Origin of the sequence: Akkermansia sp. 54_46 (assembly GCF_001917295.1) — a bacterium.
GTDB lineage: Bacteria > Verrucomicrobiota > Verrucomicrobiia > Verrucomicrobiales > Akkermansiaceae > Akkermansia > Akkermansia muciniphila.
In genome coordinates this window covers 65,931-85,504 of sequence record NZ_MNUD01000031.1, presented here as the reverse complement: position 1 = coordinate 85,504, position 19,574 = coordinate 65,931, and the positions used below count along the sequence as shown (strand labels likewise).

The window sequence follows — 19,574 nt, the reverse complement described above, 5'->3', positions numbered from 1 at the left end:
CACGATGGACAGGGAACCTATCCAGGAAGGGAAGTACGAAGGGAACTCGACGATGAAGCGCGAATTCTCGCCTTCTCCCAAAAGCTCGCGCTGCAATGAGAAAATCTTCCAAATTTTAGGGCTTTTGGCCAGCCTGTTCTTCCATGCTCCTGCATGGGGGGATATGGCCGATAACGGGGTTGAATGTTCCGTGGTGATGGAAAAGGCTTCGTTCGATCCAAGAGCCGTTTTTCCGGACTTCAAGCTGGTGTTTGCCAATAAGGGAGAAAAGGCTGTGCGTCTTTTCGACGACTTCTATCCTCTCAAGGAACGCGGGCCGAATATGATCATCAAGATATGGAGTCAGGGAAACGGAAAGAAGGGAAAAAGGCCAACGGCATGGTATCTTCCCTCCTATCAAATGGAGCGTGTCGCGAATCTTATGCGCTTTATTACTCTAAACCCCGGAGAGAAACATGAAGTGCCTGTCAAGGATGCATACCTGCTGCTGACCTGTTTACAACCTCTGGCCAGCGGGAAAATATACGAATTGGAAGTACGTTTCCGGGACGGATATGGAGATCCGGATGCCCGGAGGGAGTATGTGGGGAAAAAGGATTTTATCGTCATTGATCAAACTCCCAGGTGAATTTGAAAAATTAATATAGCCCCGTTCATGAAATATGAACGGGGCTTTTTTGTGGAGGGGAGGCAAACCCCTTCTTTGGAATTTTAAACTATGAAGCCTGTGCTAAGGGGTATTCAGGGAATGAAATTTGAATGCTGAAATAAACGACGATGGACAGCAGGGGGACTCGTTTTTCCTGTAAATCCAGGGAAGGGATATTTCCGTAACATGGACGGGGAAAGTTTCAGGAGCCGGTTGTGTCCGCCCGTGCAGTGTAAAGGCCGCTGTCAGACTGGCGGTGACTCCGCATTGATGCAAATGGTTCGTACGCGTTTTCTAACGGCTGGATAGAAGTTGTTTCAACTCCGGAAGGCGAAAGTGCAGCGGAGGAAGTTCTTGCTCAAGCTCAGCTGATTTTTCTTTTCTCAGCATTTCAGCCCGTTCTTCCAGTTTTCGGGCTTCTGCCAGAATTTTGCGTATTTCCTGCCGGCCCCGGCCTATATGGGCGACGGCCCGGGAAGGATCCGGAGTAAAATCCGGTCCTCCCTTAAGATATTTTTCAAAGTATTGCTGGTAGCGTTCCGCCAATTCCCTTCCTCTGGCAAAAAGCTTGCGGTCTTCTTCCACATAGGCCGTCACGGCGGGATCCACGTTTTTCGTGCTCAGGTCCGCCAGTTCTTCGTCCCTTTCCCGCAACAGGTCAGCCGCATCCCTGCTGCTTTCTTCCAGGCCCGGAAGGGTAGGGTTCTTTTTCAGTTTCAGGAGGCGTTGCACCAGTACGTCGCTTTTTTCCGAGTATTCCGTATTGATGTCCGCCGCCTTTTTCCAGTAGGAGACGGTAGGATCACCGCAGGAGACCATCAGGAACGCGGCCAGCATAGGGAGCATGCGCCGCAGGAAAACAGGGGCATTCATTTATCCTTTGTAGCATGCCCCAGGCGGGAATCAAGGGTGTTTTCCGTTTCCCCTGTTGTTGTTTCGCGTTGAAAAGCGGTGAAGCTTAATTGATTTCAATTCCGGAGTTTTTCTTTTCCACCGGAGGGGGCATTTCCACCACGCCGCAGCTGTTTCCGGGGGTCAGCAAAATTTCCACTTCCAGAGGCAGGGTCGTATCCGCCAGCAGCCCTTCCGGGATGGATATGCCTATGGGAGCGGAGCTTTTACCGGGCAGCACTTCCTGGGGGGAAATGATGTCCAGAATGAGGCGCCCATGTTGGAGAATATTGATTTTACTGATGGAGAAGGCATCCTTCAGGCTTGTATTGTGCAGAGTAACGCCCTTGAGCTGGGACGGGGCGAACGGCCCTGGAATAGTGAAGCGCAGAATGGTGTTTTTTTCTCCGGCAAGGGGAAGCCAGTACGCCGCGATAGGCGCGTTGGGATTCAGGCTGTCCGTGGAGTAGGAGGATCCATTGAGGCGTTCCATCATCAGGCTGGAAAGTTCCGGGGAGGCGGGTACGCCCCAGCCCTGGGAGTACATGAGGGAAAGCAGGTACAGGGCCTCCTGGTCCCGGTATTGGACCGCCATTCTCAGGAAACGCGCTGCCTGGGCGTAATCCCGGGAGGCAAGGGGAGGCTGCTGGGGAAGGCGGGGAAAGTAGGAGGGGATGTCCATGAGCAGAATGCCCAGCTCCTTCATGGCTTCATAGCACCCTCCTGTGGCGGAACGGTAAAGCCATTCCACGCCTTCTTCCGGCCTGGAACCGTCGGGACAGTCCGGAGATATGAGGGTTTTCCCCAGTGCCTGCTGGGCTATCGGGTAGCCGGCTTTGGAAAGTTGCTCCAGGGCCGGCAGCATACCCGGCATGGAATTTGCCTGGTCGAGAATATTTTTGTTCTCCGGGGAGGGCGCGGCGATTGCCGCCACAAGATTTTTGTAGGCCGGGTCATGGAGCAGGGCCGGTTCCGGTACGGGGGGAGCAGCGATGAAACGGATTTTCGGGAAGGCTTCCTCCGTGCGTTTCGTCTCGTTTTTGAAACATGCCATTTGCATGGGAACGGCCTGGTGGGCGGCATTTTCAAAGGAGTACGTGTAGGTGCGGTCCGTGGACAGTTCCGGAAGTGCGGGAAAGAAGAAGGTGGAGGTGGATTGCCCCGGCACCGTGAAGGAGGGGACGGCATTGATGGAGCGGTCTACCAGGACGCCGTTGGAGTCCCGGATGGTGAGGTACAGTTTTTCCCCGTTTGCTGCCGGGGGAATGATTTGGAGATAAATGCAGGAGATGCGCAGTTTTTCCGGCAGGATGGGAGGAAGCCCGGAACGGGTCAGGATGGTGTCGTCAAGGCGCAAACGGAACTCCGTCAGCGACCGCGGTTCCAGCGCCGCGTCTTCCGTTATTTTGAGTTCCGGAATGCGGATGGATGCCAGATCCCGTGGCGGCGGTTCCGGTTCTCCCACGTTGGAGCTTGCCGCGGGCTGCTGGATGGCTTCCTTGATGGTATTGATGGTAGTGCCCATAGGGGCTTTTTTCATGTAATCCAGCAGATAAAATGCTCCCGCTCCCAGCAGGATGGTGCATGCGCTTCCTACCAGCAGGGACATCATGTGGCGGTTGCGGCGAAGAGCGCGTGCGGACTGCCTGCGTGAGGCGGAATGAAGACCGTCCGTTCCGGTGGCGGCCTTTCTGCTGCCGATGTTTTTCCCGGCGCCGGGAGTTGGCATTCCTTCCGGATGGGCATGGCGGAGGTCTGCCGGGAGGACTTGAATAGTGGCGGAGGATTCTTCCCCGGAAATGGCGCAAATGTCGTGAATCCATTCGCCGGCAGTCTGGTAACGGCAATTGATCTGGGGGGCCAGCGCCTTGTCCAGGGAAAGCAGGAACTGCCTTGAATAATAGCGGGTGAGCACGGGATCGCTGTGCAGCGGCTGCATTTCATCTTCCGCCAGGCGCGCTTCCGCGCGGTCCGGAGGATTTCCTGTAAGCAGGGCGTAAAAAGTGGCCCCTACGGAATAGAGATCGCTCCACGGGCCGATATTCGTTTTGCCCAGCGCCTGTTCCGGGGAGGAATACCCCTGGGTGGTCAGGACGGTGGCGGCATGAAGTTTCAGGGCATGCCGTGCCGCTCCGAAGTCGATCAGCACGGGCGTGCCTTCCTCCGTCAGCAGGATGTTGCCGGGTTTGATATCCCGGTGGTAAATGTGCCGGGAATGGAGATAGTCCAGAATCCGGAGCAGGCGCGTCAGCAGCCCCTTGAGTTCGTCTTCCGTATACCGGTGCCCGGTGCTGTGAAGTTTTTCCCCCAGATAATCCAGGGAAAGGCCGGTAATATGCTCCATGGCGAAGTAGGCCGTGCCGTTGGCTTCAAAGACGGAAAGGATTCTGACGATGCCGGGGTTGTTGAGCTCCGCCAGCGTCTGAGCCTCGCTCAGAAAGCTTTTCAGAGCCCAGGTGTAATTTTCCAGATCGTGTTCATTATTGGGCCGGATATGCCCGGTCAGAGGGTCCCGGTAGGAGTATCTTGAAGGGAAGTTTTCCTTGATAACCACGTTGCGGTTCAGGAACAGATCCTTCGCCAGGTATGTGATGCCAAAACCTCCGCTACCCAGGACGCGGATGATTTCATATTGTTCCAGGCGCGTGCCGGGAGCCAGCTCCCGCTGGTAAACGAAAAAGGCCCCTTTTTCTTCCGCATGGGGCAGGGGCGGACGTCCGGGCAGAATCTGTTCCAGGCCTGTCGTCGGAGCGGGAGGCGGGACTTGCCCTGTCACCCGGGGCTGGTCGTCTGGCTGGCCTTCTTCTGCTGGCATGAGGGGAAAGTTCCTGAAACGGAGCTGGAGCATTCTTATATGCCGCGGAAGTCAAGTCAAGGGGAATGCCTGTTTTCCTCCGTCTCCGGGGGGGGCGGTATGGAAGATGTTTTCCTGACGTTAAATGGACGCAACAAACCCGGAAGGCAAAATGAAGGAGGAAGTTTTCTGCGGTGCCCTTTCTGCCTGTTCCTCTCGCAGAGGTTTGCGGCATTCCGGGAAGCTTGTTTCTTCAAATGTTCAGGGTTTATGGCGTTTGATGAATTCCCGGGCTGCTTTCAGGTAGGCGTCCGCCGCAGCTCCGGAAGGATCGTGTTCAAAAATGGTGTGGCCGAAACTGGGGGCCTCCCCCAGCCGGATGGAGCGGGGGATGACCGTTTTGTACAGCATCTGGGGCAGATGCCGTTCCACCTGGTCGATGACCTGGCGGGAAAGATTGGTGCGGCCGTCATACATGGTCATCAGTACTCCTTCATGCCGAATGCGGGGATTGGCGCCGCTGGCGCAGATTTGCGCCGTCACGTGCAGAATCTTGGCCAGCCCTTCCAAACCGAACCATTCGCATTGGAGGGGAGTCAGCACTTCGTCGCAGGCGGCCAGGGCGGAGGTCATTAAAACGCCCAGGGAAGGTGGCGTGTCCATGATGCAGTAATCATAGGTGTCTGACTCCCGCAGGGGAGCGAGCGTTTCCCGGAGGCGGGTCAGATGGTTGCCGGAACGGGCCAATTCTATTTCCACGCCGGCCAGGTCCATGGTGGAGGGGATGATATCCAGCCGTTTCCTGCCGGAAGGCAGGATGCACTCTTCCGCCGGAAGCTGGCCGAGCAGGGCCGGATACAGGCTGGGCATGTCTTTTCCGTCAATGCCCATGCCGCTGGTGGCATTGGCCTGCGGGTCCAGGTCAATGACAAGGATTTTCTTTTTCAGCTGAGCCAGGGCGGCAGCCATGTTGATGGCCGTAGTGGTTTTTCCCACTCCCCCCTTCTGGTTGGCGATGGCGATGATTTTCATTCAGGAAAAGGATGCGGAAAAATGGTAGCATAACGGGAGGTCCTTTCAATCATTTTCCCGGAGAGCCGGAAGCTCTCTCAAGCCTCAGGGCTTTCTCCCTTGGGGGGCGGTGTGTTTCAGGGAGGGGAAGAGCGGGGGAGAAACGCTGCCGCAGATACGGCGTCAGGGAGCTGTTGGAATGGCGGGGCGTTCGGAAGACAGGATAAGACGGAAGCCCAGCGCGTTATCCCTCGTATTTTCCGGCAGGGGAGTGCGGATGGAAGTGGTGAGCTGTTTGGGGCGGAAGGACAGGTAGCTGCCTCCGCGGGCGACGCCGTAGTTGCGGATGGGGAGAGATTCCGGCCCCCCATAGGAATCGTCTACCCATTCCATGACGTTTCCTTCCAGGTCGTACAGGCCCAGGTGGTTGGGCGGAAAGGTTTTTACGGGAGCCGTGTATGGCTGCCCGTCGTTATATCCTACGATAACGCGGGAGGACGGCAAGTAAATCAGGGCGGACTGATCCGCAAAATTTCCCGTTTTATCAGGCGGCGGCCATGAATACCCCCACGGGAAGGCTTCCCGGGAGTTTTCATGAGGCAGCGTCTTTTCATAGGGGGAGGCTCCCTGTTCATCCGTCAGACGCACCCAGGAACTCCATTCCTCATCCTTGGGAAGACGGTAGGAGTCGTGCTGATCAATCAAGCCCAGTGCCCGCTCCTTGCTGGTAAGCCATCTGGCGAAGGCGCGCGCATCCTGCCTGCTGACGTTCACCACCGGGTGGTCTTCTCCCTGGGGAAAGCCGGGCCGGGCCGGAGCTTTCCTTCCGGTAGCTTTCAGGAATTCCTGAAAGTCCTTTACGCGCACTTCGTGGGTCATGACCAGAGCATTTCCTCCCACAGGAACCAATTTGATGCCCAGGCTGTTAGTCCAAGGCGAGCCAAAGACGACGGACTTGTCCGGCTCCAACTGCAGGGAAAGGTATAAATCCTGCGGATCCAGCCCCCTGCGGCGCATGGTGGCGTGCCCCGGCAGTTTGATTTCAATGACGTAGGGAACCTGGTTGACGTATTCTTCAATGGGGGTGCGCCCGATGAGCCTGTTATTGAAAAAGACGCTGGCTCCCGGCGGATTGGTGGTGACGGTAATGGGCACCTGGAACACGCGGGTGACGTTCAGGACGTAGGCATTGTGATTTTCCGTGCTGCCGGAAGCCTGCGGAAGCGGATCCGCATTGATGGAAAATTCCTTGCCCAGCAGCCCCTCCCGTTCGCATTTCTTGTTCAGCCATGCCAGGTAGGCCGTGATGCCGTCCTGCGTGAGCAGGGCCACATCCTTCTCCGGATGCCCCGGTTCCGTCTGTTCCCTTTTCATCTGGAAATTCCCTTTCTGGCGGTCTTCCCTCAGAAATTTGTTGAACAGGGCGGCGGTAAGGGGGCCTTGCGCCACATGGCGTGTTTCTGCGGGCAGGTACGTAACACCCTCCGTATCCTTCCAGGGCTGGCTGTCCGTAGGGGGATGGTACTCCTTCAGCACACCGCCCAGGGCCAGCGTGGACCCTCCTTTGACGGTTCCCGCTTCTTCCTTGTCCGCAAACCCCGATTTCTTGATGGTATAGGCTACCGGGGAGCCGGAAGGCAGTTCAATGGGGCCGTAGGGCGTTTCATCCAGATAGTTGCCGTCCGCATCATACACGGACGCTCCCGCCGGGGAGCTGGTCACCAGCACGTATCCGGTCCGGGATTCTTCTTCCGGAGCGGATGATTGGATATCCGGATGAACATCCGAGGCAGGTTCCTCCGGCGGATGCTGGCTGTTGTTGAGCCATAAAGCCCCCCAGTAGGCAGTCAGGGCTCCGGCGACGGCTGCAGCCAGAAGCTGAAGAGCCCGTCTGAGTTTGCGGCGTTTCTTTTTCTTCTGAAGACGAAAACGGGAAGGAACTTCATACCCCCGGAGGGCGTCTATTTTTTCCGCCAGCTCCTCTGCGGAATCAATGGAGCATTCCTCAATGCGGGGTTCCGCCGCCTGGCAAATGATGGTGTTGAAGGCCTGCCATTTCTTGCGCACGGTGCCTTCCGGCAAGTCATCCGGGAGTTCGGGAAAATCCATGCGGTCCTTTCCCGTGCTGATTTCATACAGAACCTTGGCCAGCGCGTAAACGTCCGCCCTCCGGGTGCCGGGGCCGTCGGGGGGGATGAATCCCTCCGTCCCTACAAAGCTGCGCTGGTCCAGATGGGCCACCAAGCCTATGTCCGCCAGTTTGGGGCGTCCGTTGACAAAGATGACGTTCGCCGGCTTGATGTCCCGGTGCGTCAGGTTCTTGCTGTGCAGGTACAGCAGGGCGTGGGCCAGCTGGCTGCCTACCTCCAGGCAGTAATCCAGGGGAAGAGGCTTGTTGCCGGAAAACTTCTTGTCCGTCTGGAGCGTGCGCGGAATATATTCGTCCGGTGTAATATGAACCCCGGTGCGGGCGTCGTCGCCCAGTTCCATGACGTAATAATAAAACGGGGAATCCTGGTCATGCCTCCCTACATGCAGGATATGGACCAGCCCCGGATGGTTGCGGGCGATGGGTTCATACTGGAGAATGCCCTCAAATTCCCGGTTGAAAGAACGCTCGTCTTCAAAATCCTCCCTCCATACGATTTTGACGGCGCGCCACGCCCCGGTCAGGGATTTTGCCAGCCATACTTCTCCGTACGCGCCGCTCCCTATCTGGCGCACAACTTCATGGTCCGGAATGGAGGGAGTGGGACGCACCACCCGCTTGACAGGCAGCGTCGGCAGGTTGCCGCCGGGCATGGGTGATGCGTCCGAAGCCATGGAAAGCGCGGGAATCAGGAAATAACGCCCAGGTTTTTACCTACCTTGCAGAAGGCCTCAATCGCCTTGTCCAGCTGTTCGCGGGTATGGGCCGCAGAAATCTGCGTGCGGATGCGGGCCTGTCCCTTGGGAACGACGGGATAGAAGAAGCCGACGGCGTACACTCCTTCGTCCAAAAGCTGGGCGGAGAATTTCTGGGACAGGACGGCATCCCCCAACATGACCGGGGAAATGGGGTGGTCCTTGCCGCCGATGGTGAATCCGGCTCCCGTCATGGCGTCACGGAAATACTTGGTATTGGCTTCTACGCGGTCGCGCGCTTCCGTGGACTGTTCCAACAGGTCCAGCACTTTGATGGAAGCGGCTACGATAGCCGGGGCCACGCTGTTGGAGAACAGGTACGGGCGCGCCTTCTGGCGCAGGACATCCACTACTTCCTTCGGGCCGGAGACGTAGCCGCCGGAAGCGCCTCCCAGTGCCTTGCCCAGGGTACCGGTGGTGATGTCTATATGGCCGAACAGTCCACGGTATTCATGCGTGCCGCGGCCCTTTTCGCCCAGGAAGCCCGTGGCGTGGCAGTCGTCAAAGTGGACAATGGCATTGTACTTGGCTGCCAGCTCGTGAATCTTGTCCAGCTGAGCAATGATGCCGTCCATGGAAAAGACGCCGTCCGTGGAAATCAACTTCACGCGCGCTCCGGCGGCGTCCGCTTCCTGGAGCTTGGCTTCCAGGTCTGCCATGTCGTTGTTGGCATAACGGAAGCGCTTGGCTTTGCAGAGGCGCACGCCGTCAATAATGGAAGCGTGGTTCAGGGAATCGGAAATAATAGCGTCGTCTGCAGTCAGGAGGCCTTCAAACAGCCCGCCGTTGGCGTCAAAGCAGGAGGGAAACAGAATCGTGTCTTCCGTGCCGAGAAATTGGGTAAGACGTTCTTCCAATTGACGGTGAAGGGTCTGCGTGCCGCAGATAAAACGCACGGACGCCATGCCGAAACCCCACTGGTCGATGGCTTTCTTGGCGGCTTCCATCACTTCCGGATTATTAGCAAGGCCCAGATAATTATTGGCGCACATGTTGATGACGGAGCGTCCGTCCTTCAGCGTCACCTGGGAGTACTGCTGGGAGGCGATAAAGCGTTCTTCCTTGTAAAGTCCTTCCGCACGCAGTCCGTCCAGGGTGGAAGTGAGGATGTTTTTGAATTCGGGGGTATACATGTTGAATAATGGAATATGAATTGAAATAGTCAGCAAGTGAACGATCAAGGATCACACGGTTGCTCCCGCATCATTATCACAACGGAAGCGGGAGGAAAAGCTTAAAGAATACGGCTTGATGCCCGGAGGCGGGAGCCGTCCTTTCCCCGTGCAAAGTAAAAAAGCGGCAAGGGCGCAGGCATCCGCGCATTACCTGAAAAAGAAGGCAAAACATCGGAAAAATCAGCATTTCCCGGATACCGGGCAAAAAGAAAAGCCCACGCCCGTTTACGGAAAAGGGATTTGATGCACCAGTGGATATTCGGATGCGCTTGGAAAAAATAAAGGCCGGAGCTGATTTGCTCCCTTAAACCTCCATTACCGGTCCGGTTATGCAACCATCCCCCCCGTTTTCTTACGAAGCCGCGGATTTGGCTGAATTCCAGCCCTTCGCATGAACCTCAAGCCGGAACCGGTTTCCGGCAGGGAGAACTTTCCTTTTTCTGGACGCCATGGGGAAATCTCTGCGATGCTGGCGTCCGGAGCAATTCCTATGATCCGTTTCAGGATACCTGGAGGGAAGGAGATGAATATGATGTATCCCGGTACAAGGGGAAAGGTCCATTTTTTTCGGAAGCCGGCCCTTCAACGTTAGCTGCTGTTCAGAATGGTCTTCAGGGGCAAATGCCCCCTCTTTGCCCCCCACCTTCAGGTGAATTTCAGGGAATCTTTTCTGGAGCGCCGGGCAGTACTGTTTCCCCCTCCTTCTGAATCTGTTGCCTCCGTGGGGAAGGACGGAATAAAAAAAGTTCAGCGTTCCCCATCCGGCTTAAAGGGAGGAGGCCGCAACCTGGGGTTTCTTGGCGGTTCAATCCCCGGTTTTCAGGGAAAATTCCATCATCCGGTCCCCCTCGAACGTGAAAAACGCCTCAAACCGTTTCCCGTCCAGCATGGCGGGCAGCCAGAACCGGTCATCCTGCCACATGAGGTCATAGGGAATCCCGTCCACCGGACACCAGAAGGGCTCCGCCTCGGGGGTTTCCGTGGGGGTGCCTGTAAAAGACGTCGCCATAAACACATGGCAGCGGATTTCCGGAATGGTGCCGCAGGCAAAGGAAAAATTCAGCACGCCCATTTCCCGGGCATCCTCAATATCAATGTGAAGCTCTTCCCGAACTTCCCGCAAAACGCATTGCAGGGCCGTTTCCCCCGGTTCAAACTTTCCGCCGGGGCCGTTCACCTTGCCCGCGCCGATTCCCCTCTTTTTGCGTATCAGGAGAATCCTTCCTTTCTGCACCACGAACATTAACGTGGCGAGAATATCGGGGGTCCACTGTGCGGGCCATTGAAAGCCGCTGCTTTTTTCTTGCATGGGCGCATATTACAGGATGGGAAGGGAATCATGAAGAAAAATGCGGAATACTGTGACCATCACACATGCTTGAAAAGGGTTGAATTCTCTTAAAGAAGCTTGAAATGCCTTGAAAATGCGTGTTTGTTGCGGAGGAATGGGAGGGAGCAGAAGAAGTCGCGCCCATAAATGCCCGTAAGGGGGCATTTCCTGAGTGGAGGGCGTTAGGGATATATGCCATACTTGTTCACATTCGGATGCTCCATCAACCTTCGAGGTTTCTGCAGGGCGGGATAAAAAGGGAAATTCCTTTTCCGCCATGACTGGAATGAATCTCTTTTTCCTTTTCCCGCAAGGCCGTCGCGTTCTATGCTTCTTTATCTCTCCCGGTTTATATTTCGCCGGAAGGTTTACTTTCAACATTTGCAAAAGCATGTATGACGTCGTAGCTCTCGGAGAATTGCTGATAGACTTCACTCCCTGCGGAATAAATGACCGGGAACTGCCCGTTTATCAGGCCAATCCGGGCGGAGCGCCCTGCAACGTCCTGTCCATGCTGTCCAGGCTCGGGCGCAAAACCTCCTTTATTGGCAAGGTGGGCCACGACATGTTCGGGAAAATGCTTCGCCGCACGCTTCAGGAAGAAGGCATCGGAGATTCAGGTCTCGTCGCATCCCGGGAAGTCAATACGACGTTGGCTTTCGTTCAGATTGACGAACACGGAGACCGTGAATTTTCCTTTTACCGTAATCCCGGCGCCGATATGAAGCTGACTGCGGGAGAAGTGGACCTTGAATTGGTGGAGCACGCGCGCGTCTTCCATTTCGGGACGATTTCCATGACGCATGATGATGTTCGGAGGGCTACCCGGCATGCCGTCAGCCATGCGCGGAAAAAAGGAGAACTCATCTCTTTTGACCCCAATCTCCGTCCGCCCCTGTGGCCTGATATGAAACTGGCCCGGGAACAAATGCTCTACGGATGCGGCGCATGCGGCATCATGAAAATAGAAATGGAGGAACTTTTCTTTCTCACCGGCTGCGCCACCATGGAAGAAGGATTGAGGATTTTGCAGAGGGAGTTCGACAATTTGCGCCTTATTCTGGTGACGGGGGGTAGAAAAGGAAGCTGGGCTGCCTATGAAAGCAAACTTATTCACCAGCCTACGTACTTGAATGTCAAGACTATTGACACAACAGGAGCCGGAGACGCCTTTTTGGGATGCTGCCTGGACCGGATTTTGGAAACCGGGCTGGAAAACCTGACGGAAGGCCAGTTGGCGGACATGCTTTTATTCGCCAATGCCGCCGCTTCCATTGTGACGACACGCAAGGGAGCCATCCGTTCCATGCCGAGCCGTGAAGAAGCCGTGGCCCTGATGGCGGAGGGTTTTTAACGGATGCCGTAAGGGCCAATCCTTTACTGATTACGTCCGGATTGTTTCCGGCAAGTAAGAGTTCGGGGGGGCCGGAAGTGGGGAAATGCCTTTCTTTTTATAGCGCATGCCCTCCCCTGTTGATAAAAAATGTGTTGCGGCTTATTTTCCCGCCGCCGGCAAACGAAAACCGCAAGAGCTGAAAACCAGCAACTTGCGGTATGAAAGAGGATGGTGCTCGGGAGGGGACTCGAACCCCTACGGTTTATCACCACTAGATCCTTAGTCCTATGCATTACTATTGATTATCAATAATAAATGTTTTTTAACTCCTCTCGGCTACCAATAGGCTACCAAACGTGCAGAAGCAAGCCCTTTTTGAATGCCTTTTCGCAGGTGTAAAATCTGCCCTCTTATGTCTTTTTAAGAGATTGGAAATTTACTCTATATTCAGAATTCACTGCATTAGTAAATTTCCGAATATGGAGTAAATCAAGCGAATGCAAGAAGGGTTTTGTTGGTCGAATGAGGTTGAGTATTTTCCTAGGACAACTTCACCATGTCCGCTAATTGCAGGAAGTACTCTGTCGACCAGATATTAAGCGTGTTCTGATCTTTGATGAAAGGCATGACATCGTCCTTTCCAGAAAATTCAATTCGTTCTTTTTCTTGTTCGTCTTTTCGGCACATGCCCGGATAATGGAGATATCCATCCCGGTGATCATGTCCCAGTCAGCTCTCAGGTACTCATTCAAATAAGACCGCATGGTCTTCATCGACTGAATGTGGAGATTGGATGAAGAGACAATCAAATCGCACAAAGCTTTTTCGGGAGTCGCTGTCAGGTAGAAATACCCTTCTTCCGTCTTTTGCCGGGTCAGGCCAATCGGAAAATAAGCCTCGGGCGCCTGAATGTGTACTCGTAACGACCTGTCGCATTGTCAAACACCTTGCTCCGCTTCATGCAGGAGGACTTGAGAAGAGCCACCCGTTCCGGTATCACTCCTGCCCTGGATAATACCGTTTCATAAGAAACATAGGAGGAATGAAGAAGATGGTTCGCGACAAGTTCACGAGAATAAGTGCCCTCCCCTTCTTCAGGAAGACACAGGTAAATCTCCCGGCGAAGATTGAGAATGACGCCTTCTCTCTGCAGGAGGGATATTTTGACCATGGGAACCTTGTACTCCTTAAGCGCAGACTTAAGGGCATGTGTATTGACAGGGACAGTCTCAAACTATTTGGACGGAAAAGAAGCCATGTGATCGAATAGAGAAAAGTTAGCGAGAATTGCAGGAAAAATCAGCTCAAAATGAAACAAGTGTGCAAAAATCGCTAAAATTGATGACGAACGTGAAGAATATTCAACGGTAACTCTGTCAATGAGAGGATAAATGCTCCCCTTGTAATCGCTCCCTCGTCGTACTGAGGTTGACAAACCAGATATTCCCAGACAGTGCTCGCAAGAACTCTTTCCGATACCTCTTTTACTGAAGATTGCTTCATTAACAACGCAACAAAGCCTCTGCCGCAGTCACGAGAGTTTGACGAATTTCCAGAGCCATTTCAGAAGAAACGTGTGTCCCCACAAAATCGGCGGCTTTGGAGGGACCTTCGTCTTCTTCCCTGCTAAAATAGGTTTCCAGACATTGAAGTGCGTCCTGTGTTGCCGTATTGCCCGATTTCTTCTCGAATGCAAACTGTTGGAAAATATTCCAGCCATCCTGATGTTTCCCATCGTAGTAACGCATGACGTAGTACAGGTCGTAGGCATCCTTGGGTTGGCGGCGATGAAGAAACGCCCGCAACTTAAGCATCAGGAAAGCTCCTGCTTCACAAACACGCAGAGGAACCTGTATGGCTTCCCCCTCTTCATCCGGAACTTCAAACATGATTTTGCGGGAGGACTCGATAGCCCGTTTAACGCCCAGCAAATTACTGGCTCTGATTCCGGCTATTTCTATCGAACTGGTGGGGTGGACGTGTTCTGTGAGAAAGTCAATAGGGATACGAATGCCATCTATATCTGCTATAAAACGTCCTCCTTCCTTCTGATCTTCCCGGTACCCCAATGCTCTCAATTTCCAATCGATAGGTGACATGTCCCCGTCTACAGCAACACTGATTCCCAAATCCACATCAAGAGTCACCGGCCTCAAGAGAGTGGTATTCATATTGCCGGAACAGATGAACCTGGGCACCAGGCCCCCTATTAAAACCATGCCATGACGATAGTTTTCCAAGGCTCCCCACAGGGAGGCAAGTACCTTTCCCGCATGATTCGTAATAACTTCGCTGTAGCTGGTATAATGATTAAATTTCATGATTCCTGCAAAAATCCGGACATTGTTCAAGGGCCTCCAGGGCTTCTTCACTCCTCAGCCCCTGTCCCTTCAAATCGATATAAATTTGCGCATCCGAAACCAGCGGGACATGACGGGAACGTTGGAGTTGACGCAGGACATCCTGATCTTCAGAATAGAACAAGAGCAGATTTCCCCCTTGTTCCACTCTTCTTCCCACCAACCCCGGAGACAATTCAGACAAATCCGGAATACGAGACACATAGGCACTACAAATGACTGGTTCCGTAAAAGAGGCGCGTTGCCAGGCTCCAACCCATTGTGTAAATCCTACCCTGGCTCCGTTCTTCTCCGCCCACTGGAGCAACATATCAGCCAGTTCGGCAATACCGATTCCTACAATGGAATACCGGACAACTCTCTGATGAGCGCGCTTTTCATGCCATATGTCCAACAACTCCCGTTCATGAAGAAGAGAAACTTGCCGATAAGGATGACGATCAATAAATTGCCTATCTTCCAGCCCCTTGATGACTTTATTCACCAAGGCTGTACTTGTTCTTGTTGATTCGGCCAAATCCTTTTGGCTCCATTTTTTGGAAACATTGAAAAGAAGAGCCCGGACAATGCGTTCGCTTTTACCGGAGAACAGGTCTTTGGCGCCTTTGTTGAATCGAAATCGTTTCAAGGGGCTTCCAGTATTGCCAAAATAAACTTTCCCTTTTTTGTAATAAAACGCTCCATTGGGATCAGCAACGGCAACATGAGCTTCCAAGGCTTTTTTAACGAACGGCCCCGCTGGAATACAGGGAAGAACGAGTAATTGATCCCTAAAGGAATCCAGATTTCGAGGCGGCATCAGCCTGTAAACCGTCGGCAGTTCAATGTATTCCTGCGGCCTCCCGGCATCATCATATTCCTCAAAATCAAGAACCACTCTGGTTGGCTCAATGGACAGTCGCGGAAAGTCCCATGTATCGTGAAGCTTTGCGAATGCCTCACGCAATTCATTTTCTGTAGAAATAAGGGATGCTTCCTGCCTTGACTCCATAGGACTTTTCTACTTGATCTGCTTTGTATGCACAACATAAATTTACTCTATATTCAAAATTCACTGCGTCAGTAAATTCTACCTATAGAGTAAATTCGAGCTCTAAAGTTTTTGAGTGAATGATTAAAAAGGGGGCAACGGCAACTATGTCAATGAGAGGATGAATGTTCCCTTTGCAAGCGCTCCCTCGTTGCCCTGAGGTCGACAAACCGGCTGCTTCCAAGGCACAGGATGCAAAGCATGCCGTTCTTTTCCCAGTTGTAGACGGTTCTGCGACAGGGGCAGGAGGAACTGTCGAACAAATCGGTTCCTTTCGGGAAAAGAGACAATTTGACAAGCTCGGTTTCTTCCATGACGTATCGGAACCCGTTGCCGAGGGCTTGCCGTGCCAATCGTTGAGACAGAGCTTTCATATCTATGTAGTTCGTCTTACCTATCCGTTTTACAGGAAGGCATCTGTCTTCAATCCAGGCATGGATAGTTCCCCAGGAGGGTGATGAGCCCGGAAAGAAAATTCCGGAGCTGGTCATGAATTGACCGATACGGCAGTATTGAGGTACTTGTATGGGAGATGCTTGTTTTGAATGCATCCCTCTGGAATTTACCCATATAGCCGAACTTCCTGACAACTATCGAACTACCGAGGAATAGATCGAATTTTATTCGTAATACGTTGATAAATAATAATCAAATATTAAGCTTCCATTTTGCTTCTTGCCTGAGGAAGGCCTCATCTTAATCTAAACCACCTATAATCATGACTACTCAAGGTCGAGCTCATTTACCTTCCCTCCAATCCGAATATTGGGAGTACTCGGAGACTGTCTCTATCGAAACGCCACAGGGAAAACAAAAGCGGGTATCTTCCGCCAGAGATCGTCTTATAAGGAGCTGGAGAGAAATCCTGGCAAACTCAAAAACAAATCCGGGGGTATCTGTGAGAAAAAATCACAGAGAAGAAACGCTTCTTAAAGAAATTAAAAAGGACCTCAGAGAAAAAGGAGGATATCTGCGTGCGTGGAGGTATTCCCCAAATGCCCCCATTCGCATGGAGATCCACACATCTTCCTTTCAATACAGGCAGGCTCTTTTCCCCAGGCAGCTCCTGACCTCAAAAATCAAGGATGCTGGTGTAGTAGATGAATACGGACGTTTTTCGGAAGAGTATCTGAACCTTTACTACTCCTTGCCTTGGGAATTGTACTTCGATGAAAGTATTAGACTCGAATCACACCCTCTGTTCGACTCAAACTGTTCTCTTGATGATGAGAAGGTATTGAGAAGCGAAGCTGTATATGCGCAATCCATCGTTAAAACACCCCGGGAATGCGAACAGTTGATACTGAAACTCCGTAGAGCTGCTGGCATGTTAAGGGCATTGCCTTTGAAAAAGGCCGCAAAGTTCCTGGAAACGCCCGTTGAAGATTTTGAAAATGAATCTCCATTGGACGCCAGAGACACATTGGGTTGGACGTTGGATATCACCTCCGCCGAAATAGCCAAAGAAGCAGACAGAATTCTTGCCATGGATACGATCCTGCCGGCAGAAAAACACGATGGAGTCAATAGCTGGCGTGCCCTCAAACTTGTTTTCATCGCACTGTGTGCGGAAAAAGGATTTAAGAATTTCACTCGCTGGGATGTACGTGAAAAATGGCTTCAATTGTTTGCGCCTCCCAACTCCTGCAAGAAAGACTCTTTTTCAATCCTGTCCATTTCTTCCGGGTTGCAGGAAGGAGGAGCCAAATGTTCATCCAATACCAAGTTGGCACAGCTTTTGACTCGTTGGGGATTCGGCTGGTTTCCGACTTCGTAAAAAATGGATTTCATTTTTCGGAAAATGAACCATTGAGTTTTTAAAAGTCGGCATGCAGGAACCATGTCCTCTCTGTATCCGTTTCTCATGTACTACGGATATGGGACGTGCTCGATATTTGGCATATTCATTGTAAGTTGCTTGTGACTGAAAGTCAGGAGAGGAAATTCCATGTCCGATAGTTGATTAAATTACCCGCAGTCTGAGTAGATTCCGAAAGGATGCGGTCAGCACAGGCATCCTCCATATCGGAATCTCAATGCTGTCGAATCAAAGAATTCGTAGATAATAACGAGATTTTTTCATTAGGCTCTACACCCTCCCGGGTACTCATTTATTCATGGATCAAAGAAGGAATTCTTCCCTGCAAAAGAATAAATGAAGAAAGGGTTATACATCTGTCGGCATTGAAGACATGCTTGGAAGCGCAGGCCCTGCAGAAGGGCTTCCAATATGAATTAGGGAAAACAACCCTTGTCAAATTGTCCCTTTTTCCTTCCTTGTTCCCTCCTTCTGCCATCCCGTGCCGCAGAACAGTCTACAACTTGGAGAAAAAGGGGCTTCTATGTGTCCTGAGTATCGGGAAAAGTCGCTTTGTAGACGTTCACGCAACGGAACAGCGTTTGAAACAGCGAGGTCATCCATCCCTCTTCGGTATGGTTCGGAGATGCAGATCCATCCGGAAGCCCAAGACAAAGGCTCTCTGTGAACTAGAAAATACATACCAAACTGAGCAACCATTCCAAGCAGTCCCTTCTCACACCCCATGCACTTGGGATACCTTCTTTTGGGGATGTCCACTTCCTTCTCAAGAAAAAGCCCTGCCTGACAAAATCGTTCTAACCGTCAAGACAGCTCTGCATGGCATAACCGATCTACATGGGTTCATCAAACATCTGGAGGGCAATCCTTCAAATCATGCTTTGGGGAAGAGCCTGTTGCACAACGTTCACCAAAAAACATCCCGGGAGAATGAACTGAAATTGTCGACCAGGAAGCTCACCCTCTATTTACCGTCCCCTTATCAAGGAGGGCCTAGGCCTCGGAATACTCCTGTCAACCATTGTTCATTGCCTGGACAATTCGCACCCTTCTGGCCATTTCCTTCGTTAAGGGAGGTCCCCCCACCTCTTTCCCATGTGGAGCTTGTCGTCAGCCAGAAAGAGGAAAGTATCCTCATAACCATGTATATCTCAGTAAACCTTCTGAGAACACTAAGAAATCATCTCTGGATGATAGATGGAACCGCCGATCAACAGACGGCTCAAGAGCAGTTCTCTCGAATTTATTTTAGTAATCCCGCTATTGCCGATCAGAAATCTGCTAACTGGTTAGCAGAACCCATTACTGCTGCACAACGCACTGCTAACCTCAAAAAGATGCTGAATGCTGTGATTGATATGGAATGGGAGGACATCAAGCGAGCTTACTTCCAAACCCAACAAGAAAAATATCCTGTGGGCAGCATTTGGGACAACGGGGTAAGCGTTACTCTTGCAGGTATGGAAGTCTGCTACCATTATCTTTCCGCAGGGAATGCTCCATTCATCGTCAATCAGATGAAGCCATTTTTTGAGAAGCATTTCAAAAAGAATCGATTTAGAATACACGGAGAGCGGGCAGGCGCCATTGATTGCGGAAAGGACGATCAGGAAAGCCTCGTGTCCTGCCATGGATATCCGCGTAATGGCATGGAACTTGTTTGCTACGCCAAGACAGCTGACATCTTCAAATTTGAGCTCAGATGTAATAGAGGCGCACTTGTTGCGGATTTTCCTGAAGGCGCATGCAAAAGACGAATGTGTAGCAGCCTGGATGACTTGTGCCGCCTCATTGATCATGTCATTAAGCATTCACGGGGACGAATAGAGGACTTGGTGAATAGTTTAAGCAAACCATTGCCTTCTGCCGATTCCATAGCCCTATGGTGGTTTTCCGTCCTTAATATGGATCGTAAGCTGCGATTATGGTCTGAAGCTCTGGATAGTGAACTCCTGCTGAGAGCAAGCCGAATCAAGGAGGAAGCCTTGAAAGCTCTCATTATGCCGGAGGGATGGCCCATCCGAAACCTTGGTGTGGAAACGGTCAATTTCATGCGAAGAATGGAGAGAAAAGGATACGTGAAAAGACATGCCGGAAGATATCATGCCTTGGTAAAAACGAATTCAAATCATGCTCCCTTAAATTGAAGGGAGGGCCACCTTGGGCACGCCTTTAACGGGTGTGCTCAAGGTGAGGCGGAAGGGGAGCTTCCGTGTTAAATCTTGCGTCGTCGAGCGGATTCTTTTTTCTTTGAGAGAAAGCGAAAAAGAAAAAA

At 52.3% G+C, this 19,574-nt stretch carries 13 protein-coding genes; 4 read left to right on the top strand and 9 right to left on the bottom strand.

Annotated features, from left to right (window positions below):
* The coding region (locus BHW66_RS06410) for a hypothetical protein (RefSeq protein WP_286688965.1) at positions 1 to 628 on the top strand (628 nt) is incomplete at its 5' end.
* Between the two features lie 315 nt (positions 629 to 943).
* Here BHW66_RS06410 and BHW66_RS06405 read toward each other — a convergent pair.
* From BHW66_RS06405 to BHW66_RS06380, 6 genes are all read right to left on the bottom strand, one after another.
* A complete protein-coding gene (locus BHW66_RS06405) occupies positions 944 to 1,522 on the bottom strand; it encodes a hypothetical protein (protein WP_046436023.1) in 579 nt (192 codons plus the stop codon).
* An 85-nt stretch (positions 1,523 to 1,607) separates the two neighbouring features.
* A complete protein-coding gene (locus tag BHW66_RS06400) occupies positions 1,608 to 4,355 on the bottom strand; it encodes a protein kinase (RefSeq protein WP_180975852.1) in 2,748 nt (915 codons plus the stop codon).
* A gap of 240 nt (positions 4,356 to 4,595) precedes the next feature.
* Positions 4,596 to 5,366 (bottom strand): AAA family ATPase, encoded by a 771-nt coding sequence (locus BHW66_RS06395; protein ID WP_012419139.1) that lies wholly within the window; start codon positions 5,364 to 5,366, stop codon positions 4,596 to 4,598.
* A gap of 162 nt (positions 5,367 to 5,528) precedes the next feature.
* The gene (locus tag BHW66_RS06390) at positions 5,529 to 8,168 is read right to left on the bottom strand and encodes an SUMF1/EgtB/PvdO family nonheme iron enzyme (protein WP_046436025.1); all 2,640 of its coding nucleotides are present in this window, start codon (positions 8,166 to 8,168) and stop codon (positions 5,529 to 5,531) included.
* Between the two features lie 14 nt (positions 8,169 to 8,182).
* Positions 8,183 to 9,382, bottom strand: a complete 1,200-nt coding sequence (kbl, locus tag BHW66_RS06385; RefSeq protein ID WP_012419137.1) for a glycine C-acetyltransferase — start codon at positions 9,380 to 9,382, stop codon at positions 8,183 to 8,185.
* Positions 9,383 to 10,229: 847 nt separating this feature from the next.
* A complete protein-coding gene (locus BHW66_RS06380; RefSeq protein WP_046436031.1) occupies positions 10,230 to 10,733 on the bottom strand; it encodes an 8-oxo-dGTP diphosphatase in 504 nt (167 codons plus the stop codon).
* Positions 10,734 to 11,145: 412 nt separating this feature from the next.
* Here BHW66_RS06380 and BHW66_RS06375 point away from each other — a divergent pair, with 412 nt between their 5' ends.
* The gene (locus BHW66_RS06375) at positions 11,146 to 12,108 is read left to right on the top strand and encodes a carbohydrate kinase (RefSeq protein WP_046436172.1); all 963 of its coding nucleotides are present in this window, start codon (positions 11,146 to 11,148) and stop codon (positions 12,106 to 12,108) included.
* An 856-nt stretch (positions 12,109 to 12,964) separates the two neighbouring features.
* Here the strand turns inward: BHW66_RS06375 and BHW66_RS06370 are convergent.
* The 3 genes from BHW66_RS06370 to BHW66_RS06360 form a co-directional block, all read right to left on the bottom strand.
* Positions 12,965 to 13,261, bottom strand: coding sequence for a hypothetical protein (locus tag BHW66_RS06370; protein WP_128153382.1), 297 nt, complete (start codon positions 13,259 to 13,261; stop codon positions 12,965 to 12,967).
* Between the two features lie 331 nt (positions 13,262 to 13,592).
* Positions 13,593 to 14,411 (bottom strand): nucleotidyl transferase AbiEii/AbiGii toxin family protein, encoded by an 819-nt coding sequence (locus BHW66_RS06365; RefSeq protein ID WP_046436036.1) that lies wholly within the window; start codon positions 14,409 to 14,411, stop codon positions 13,593 to 13,595.
* Positions 14,401 to 15,441 (bottom strand): hypothetical protein, encoded by a 1,041-nt coding sequence (locus BHW66_RS06360; RefSeq protein WP_102734759.1) that lies wholly within the window; start codon positions 15,439 to 15,441, stop codon positions 14,401 to 14,403. Before BHW66_RS06360 ends, BHW66_RS06365 begins: the two co-directional genes overlap by 11 nt.
* Positions 15,442 to 16,198: 757 nt before the next feature.
* On the opposite strand from BHW66_RS06360, the gene BHW66_RS06355 reads away from it, so the two are divergent.
* Positions 16,199 to 17,257, top strand: a complete 1,059-nt coding sequence (locus BHW66_RS06355; protein WP_128153689.1) for a hypothetical protein — start codon at positions 16,199 to 16,201, stop codon at positions 17,255 to 17,257.
* A gap of 1,184 nt (positions 17,258 to 18,441) precedes the next feature.
* A complete protein-coding gene (locus BHW66_RS06350) occupies positions 18,442 to 19,446 on the top strand; it encodes a hypothetical protein (RefSeq protein ID WP_215711836.1) in 1,005 nt (334 codons plus the stop codon).
* Positions 19,447 to 19,574: the final 128 nt, after the last annotated feature.

What these genes read in the sequence shown, in the direction of transcription:
- BHW66_RS06405 (WP_046436023.1), bottom strand. Translation starts at nt 1,522, where the DNA reads ATGAATGCCCCTGTTTTCCTGCGGCGCATGCTCCCTATGCTGGCCGCG.
- BHW66_RS06400 (WP_180975852.1), bottom strand. Translation starts at nt 4,355, where the DNA reads ATGCCAGCAGAAGAAGGCCAGCCAGACGACCAGCCCCGGGTGACAGGG.
- BHW66_RS06395 (WP_012419139.1), bottom strand. Translation starts at nt 5,366, where the DNA reads ATGAAAATCATCGCCATCGCCAACCAGAAGGGGGGAGTGGGAAAAACC.
- BHW66_RS06390 (WP_046436025.1), bottom strand. Translation starts at nt 8,168, where the DNA reads ATGGCTTCGGACGCATCACCCATGCCCGGCGGCAACCTGCCGACGCTG.
- kbl (WP_012419137.1), bottom strand. Translation starts at nt 9,382, where the DNA reads ATGTATACCCCCGAATTCAAAAACATCCTCACTTCCACCCTGGACGGA.
- BHW66_RS06380 (WP_046436031.1), bottom strand. Translation starts at nt 10,733, where the DNA reads ATGCAAGAAAAAAGCAGCGGCTTTCAATGGCCCGCACAGTGGACCCCC.
- BHW66_RS06375 (WP_046436172.1), top strand. Translation starts at nt 11,146, where the DNA reads ATGTATGACGTCGTAGCTCTCGGAGAATTGCTGATAGACTTCACTCCC.
- BHW66_RS06370 (WP_128153382.1), bottom strand. Translation starts at nt 13,261, where the DNA reads ATGGTCAAAATATCCCTCCTGCAGAGAGAAGGCGTCATTCTCAATCTT.
- BHW66_RS06365 (WP_046436036.1), bottom strand. Translation starts at nt 14,411, where the DNA reads ATGAAATTTAATCATTATACCAGCTACAGCGAAGTTATTACGAATCAT.
- BHW66_RS06360 (WP_102734759.1), bottom strand. Translation starts at nt 15,441, where the DNA reads ATGGAGTCAAGGCAGGAAGCATCCCTTATTTCTACAGAAAATGAATTG.
- BHW66_RS06355 (WP_128153689.1), top strand. Translation starts at nt 16,199, where the DNA reads ATGACTACTCAAGGTCGAGCTCATTTACCTTCCCTCCAATCCGAATAT.
- BHW66_RS06350 (WP_215711836.1), top strand. Translation starts at nt 18,442, where the DNA reads ATGTATATCTCAGTAAACCTTCTGAGAACACTAAGAAATCATCTCTGG.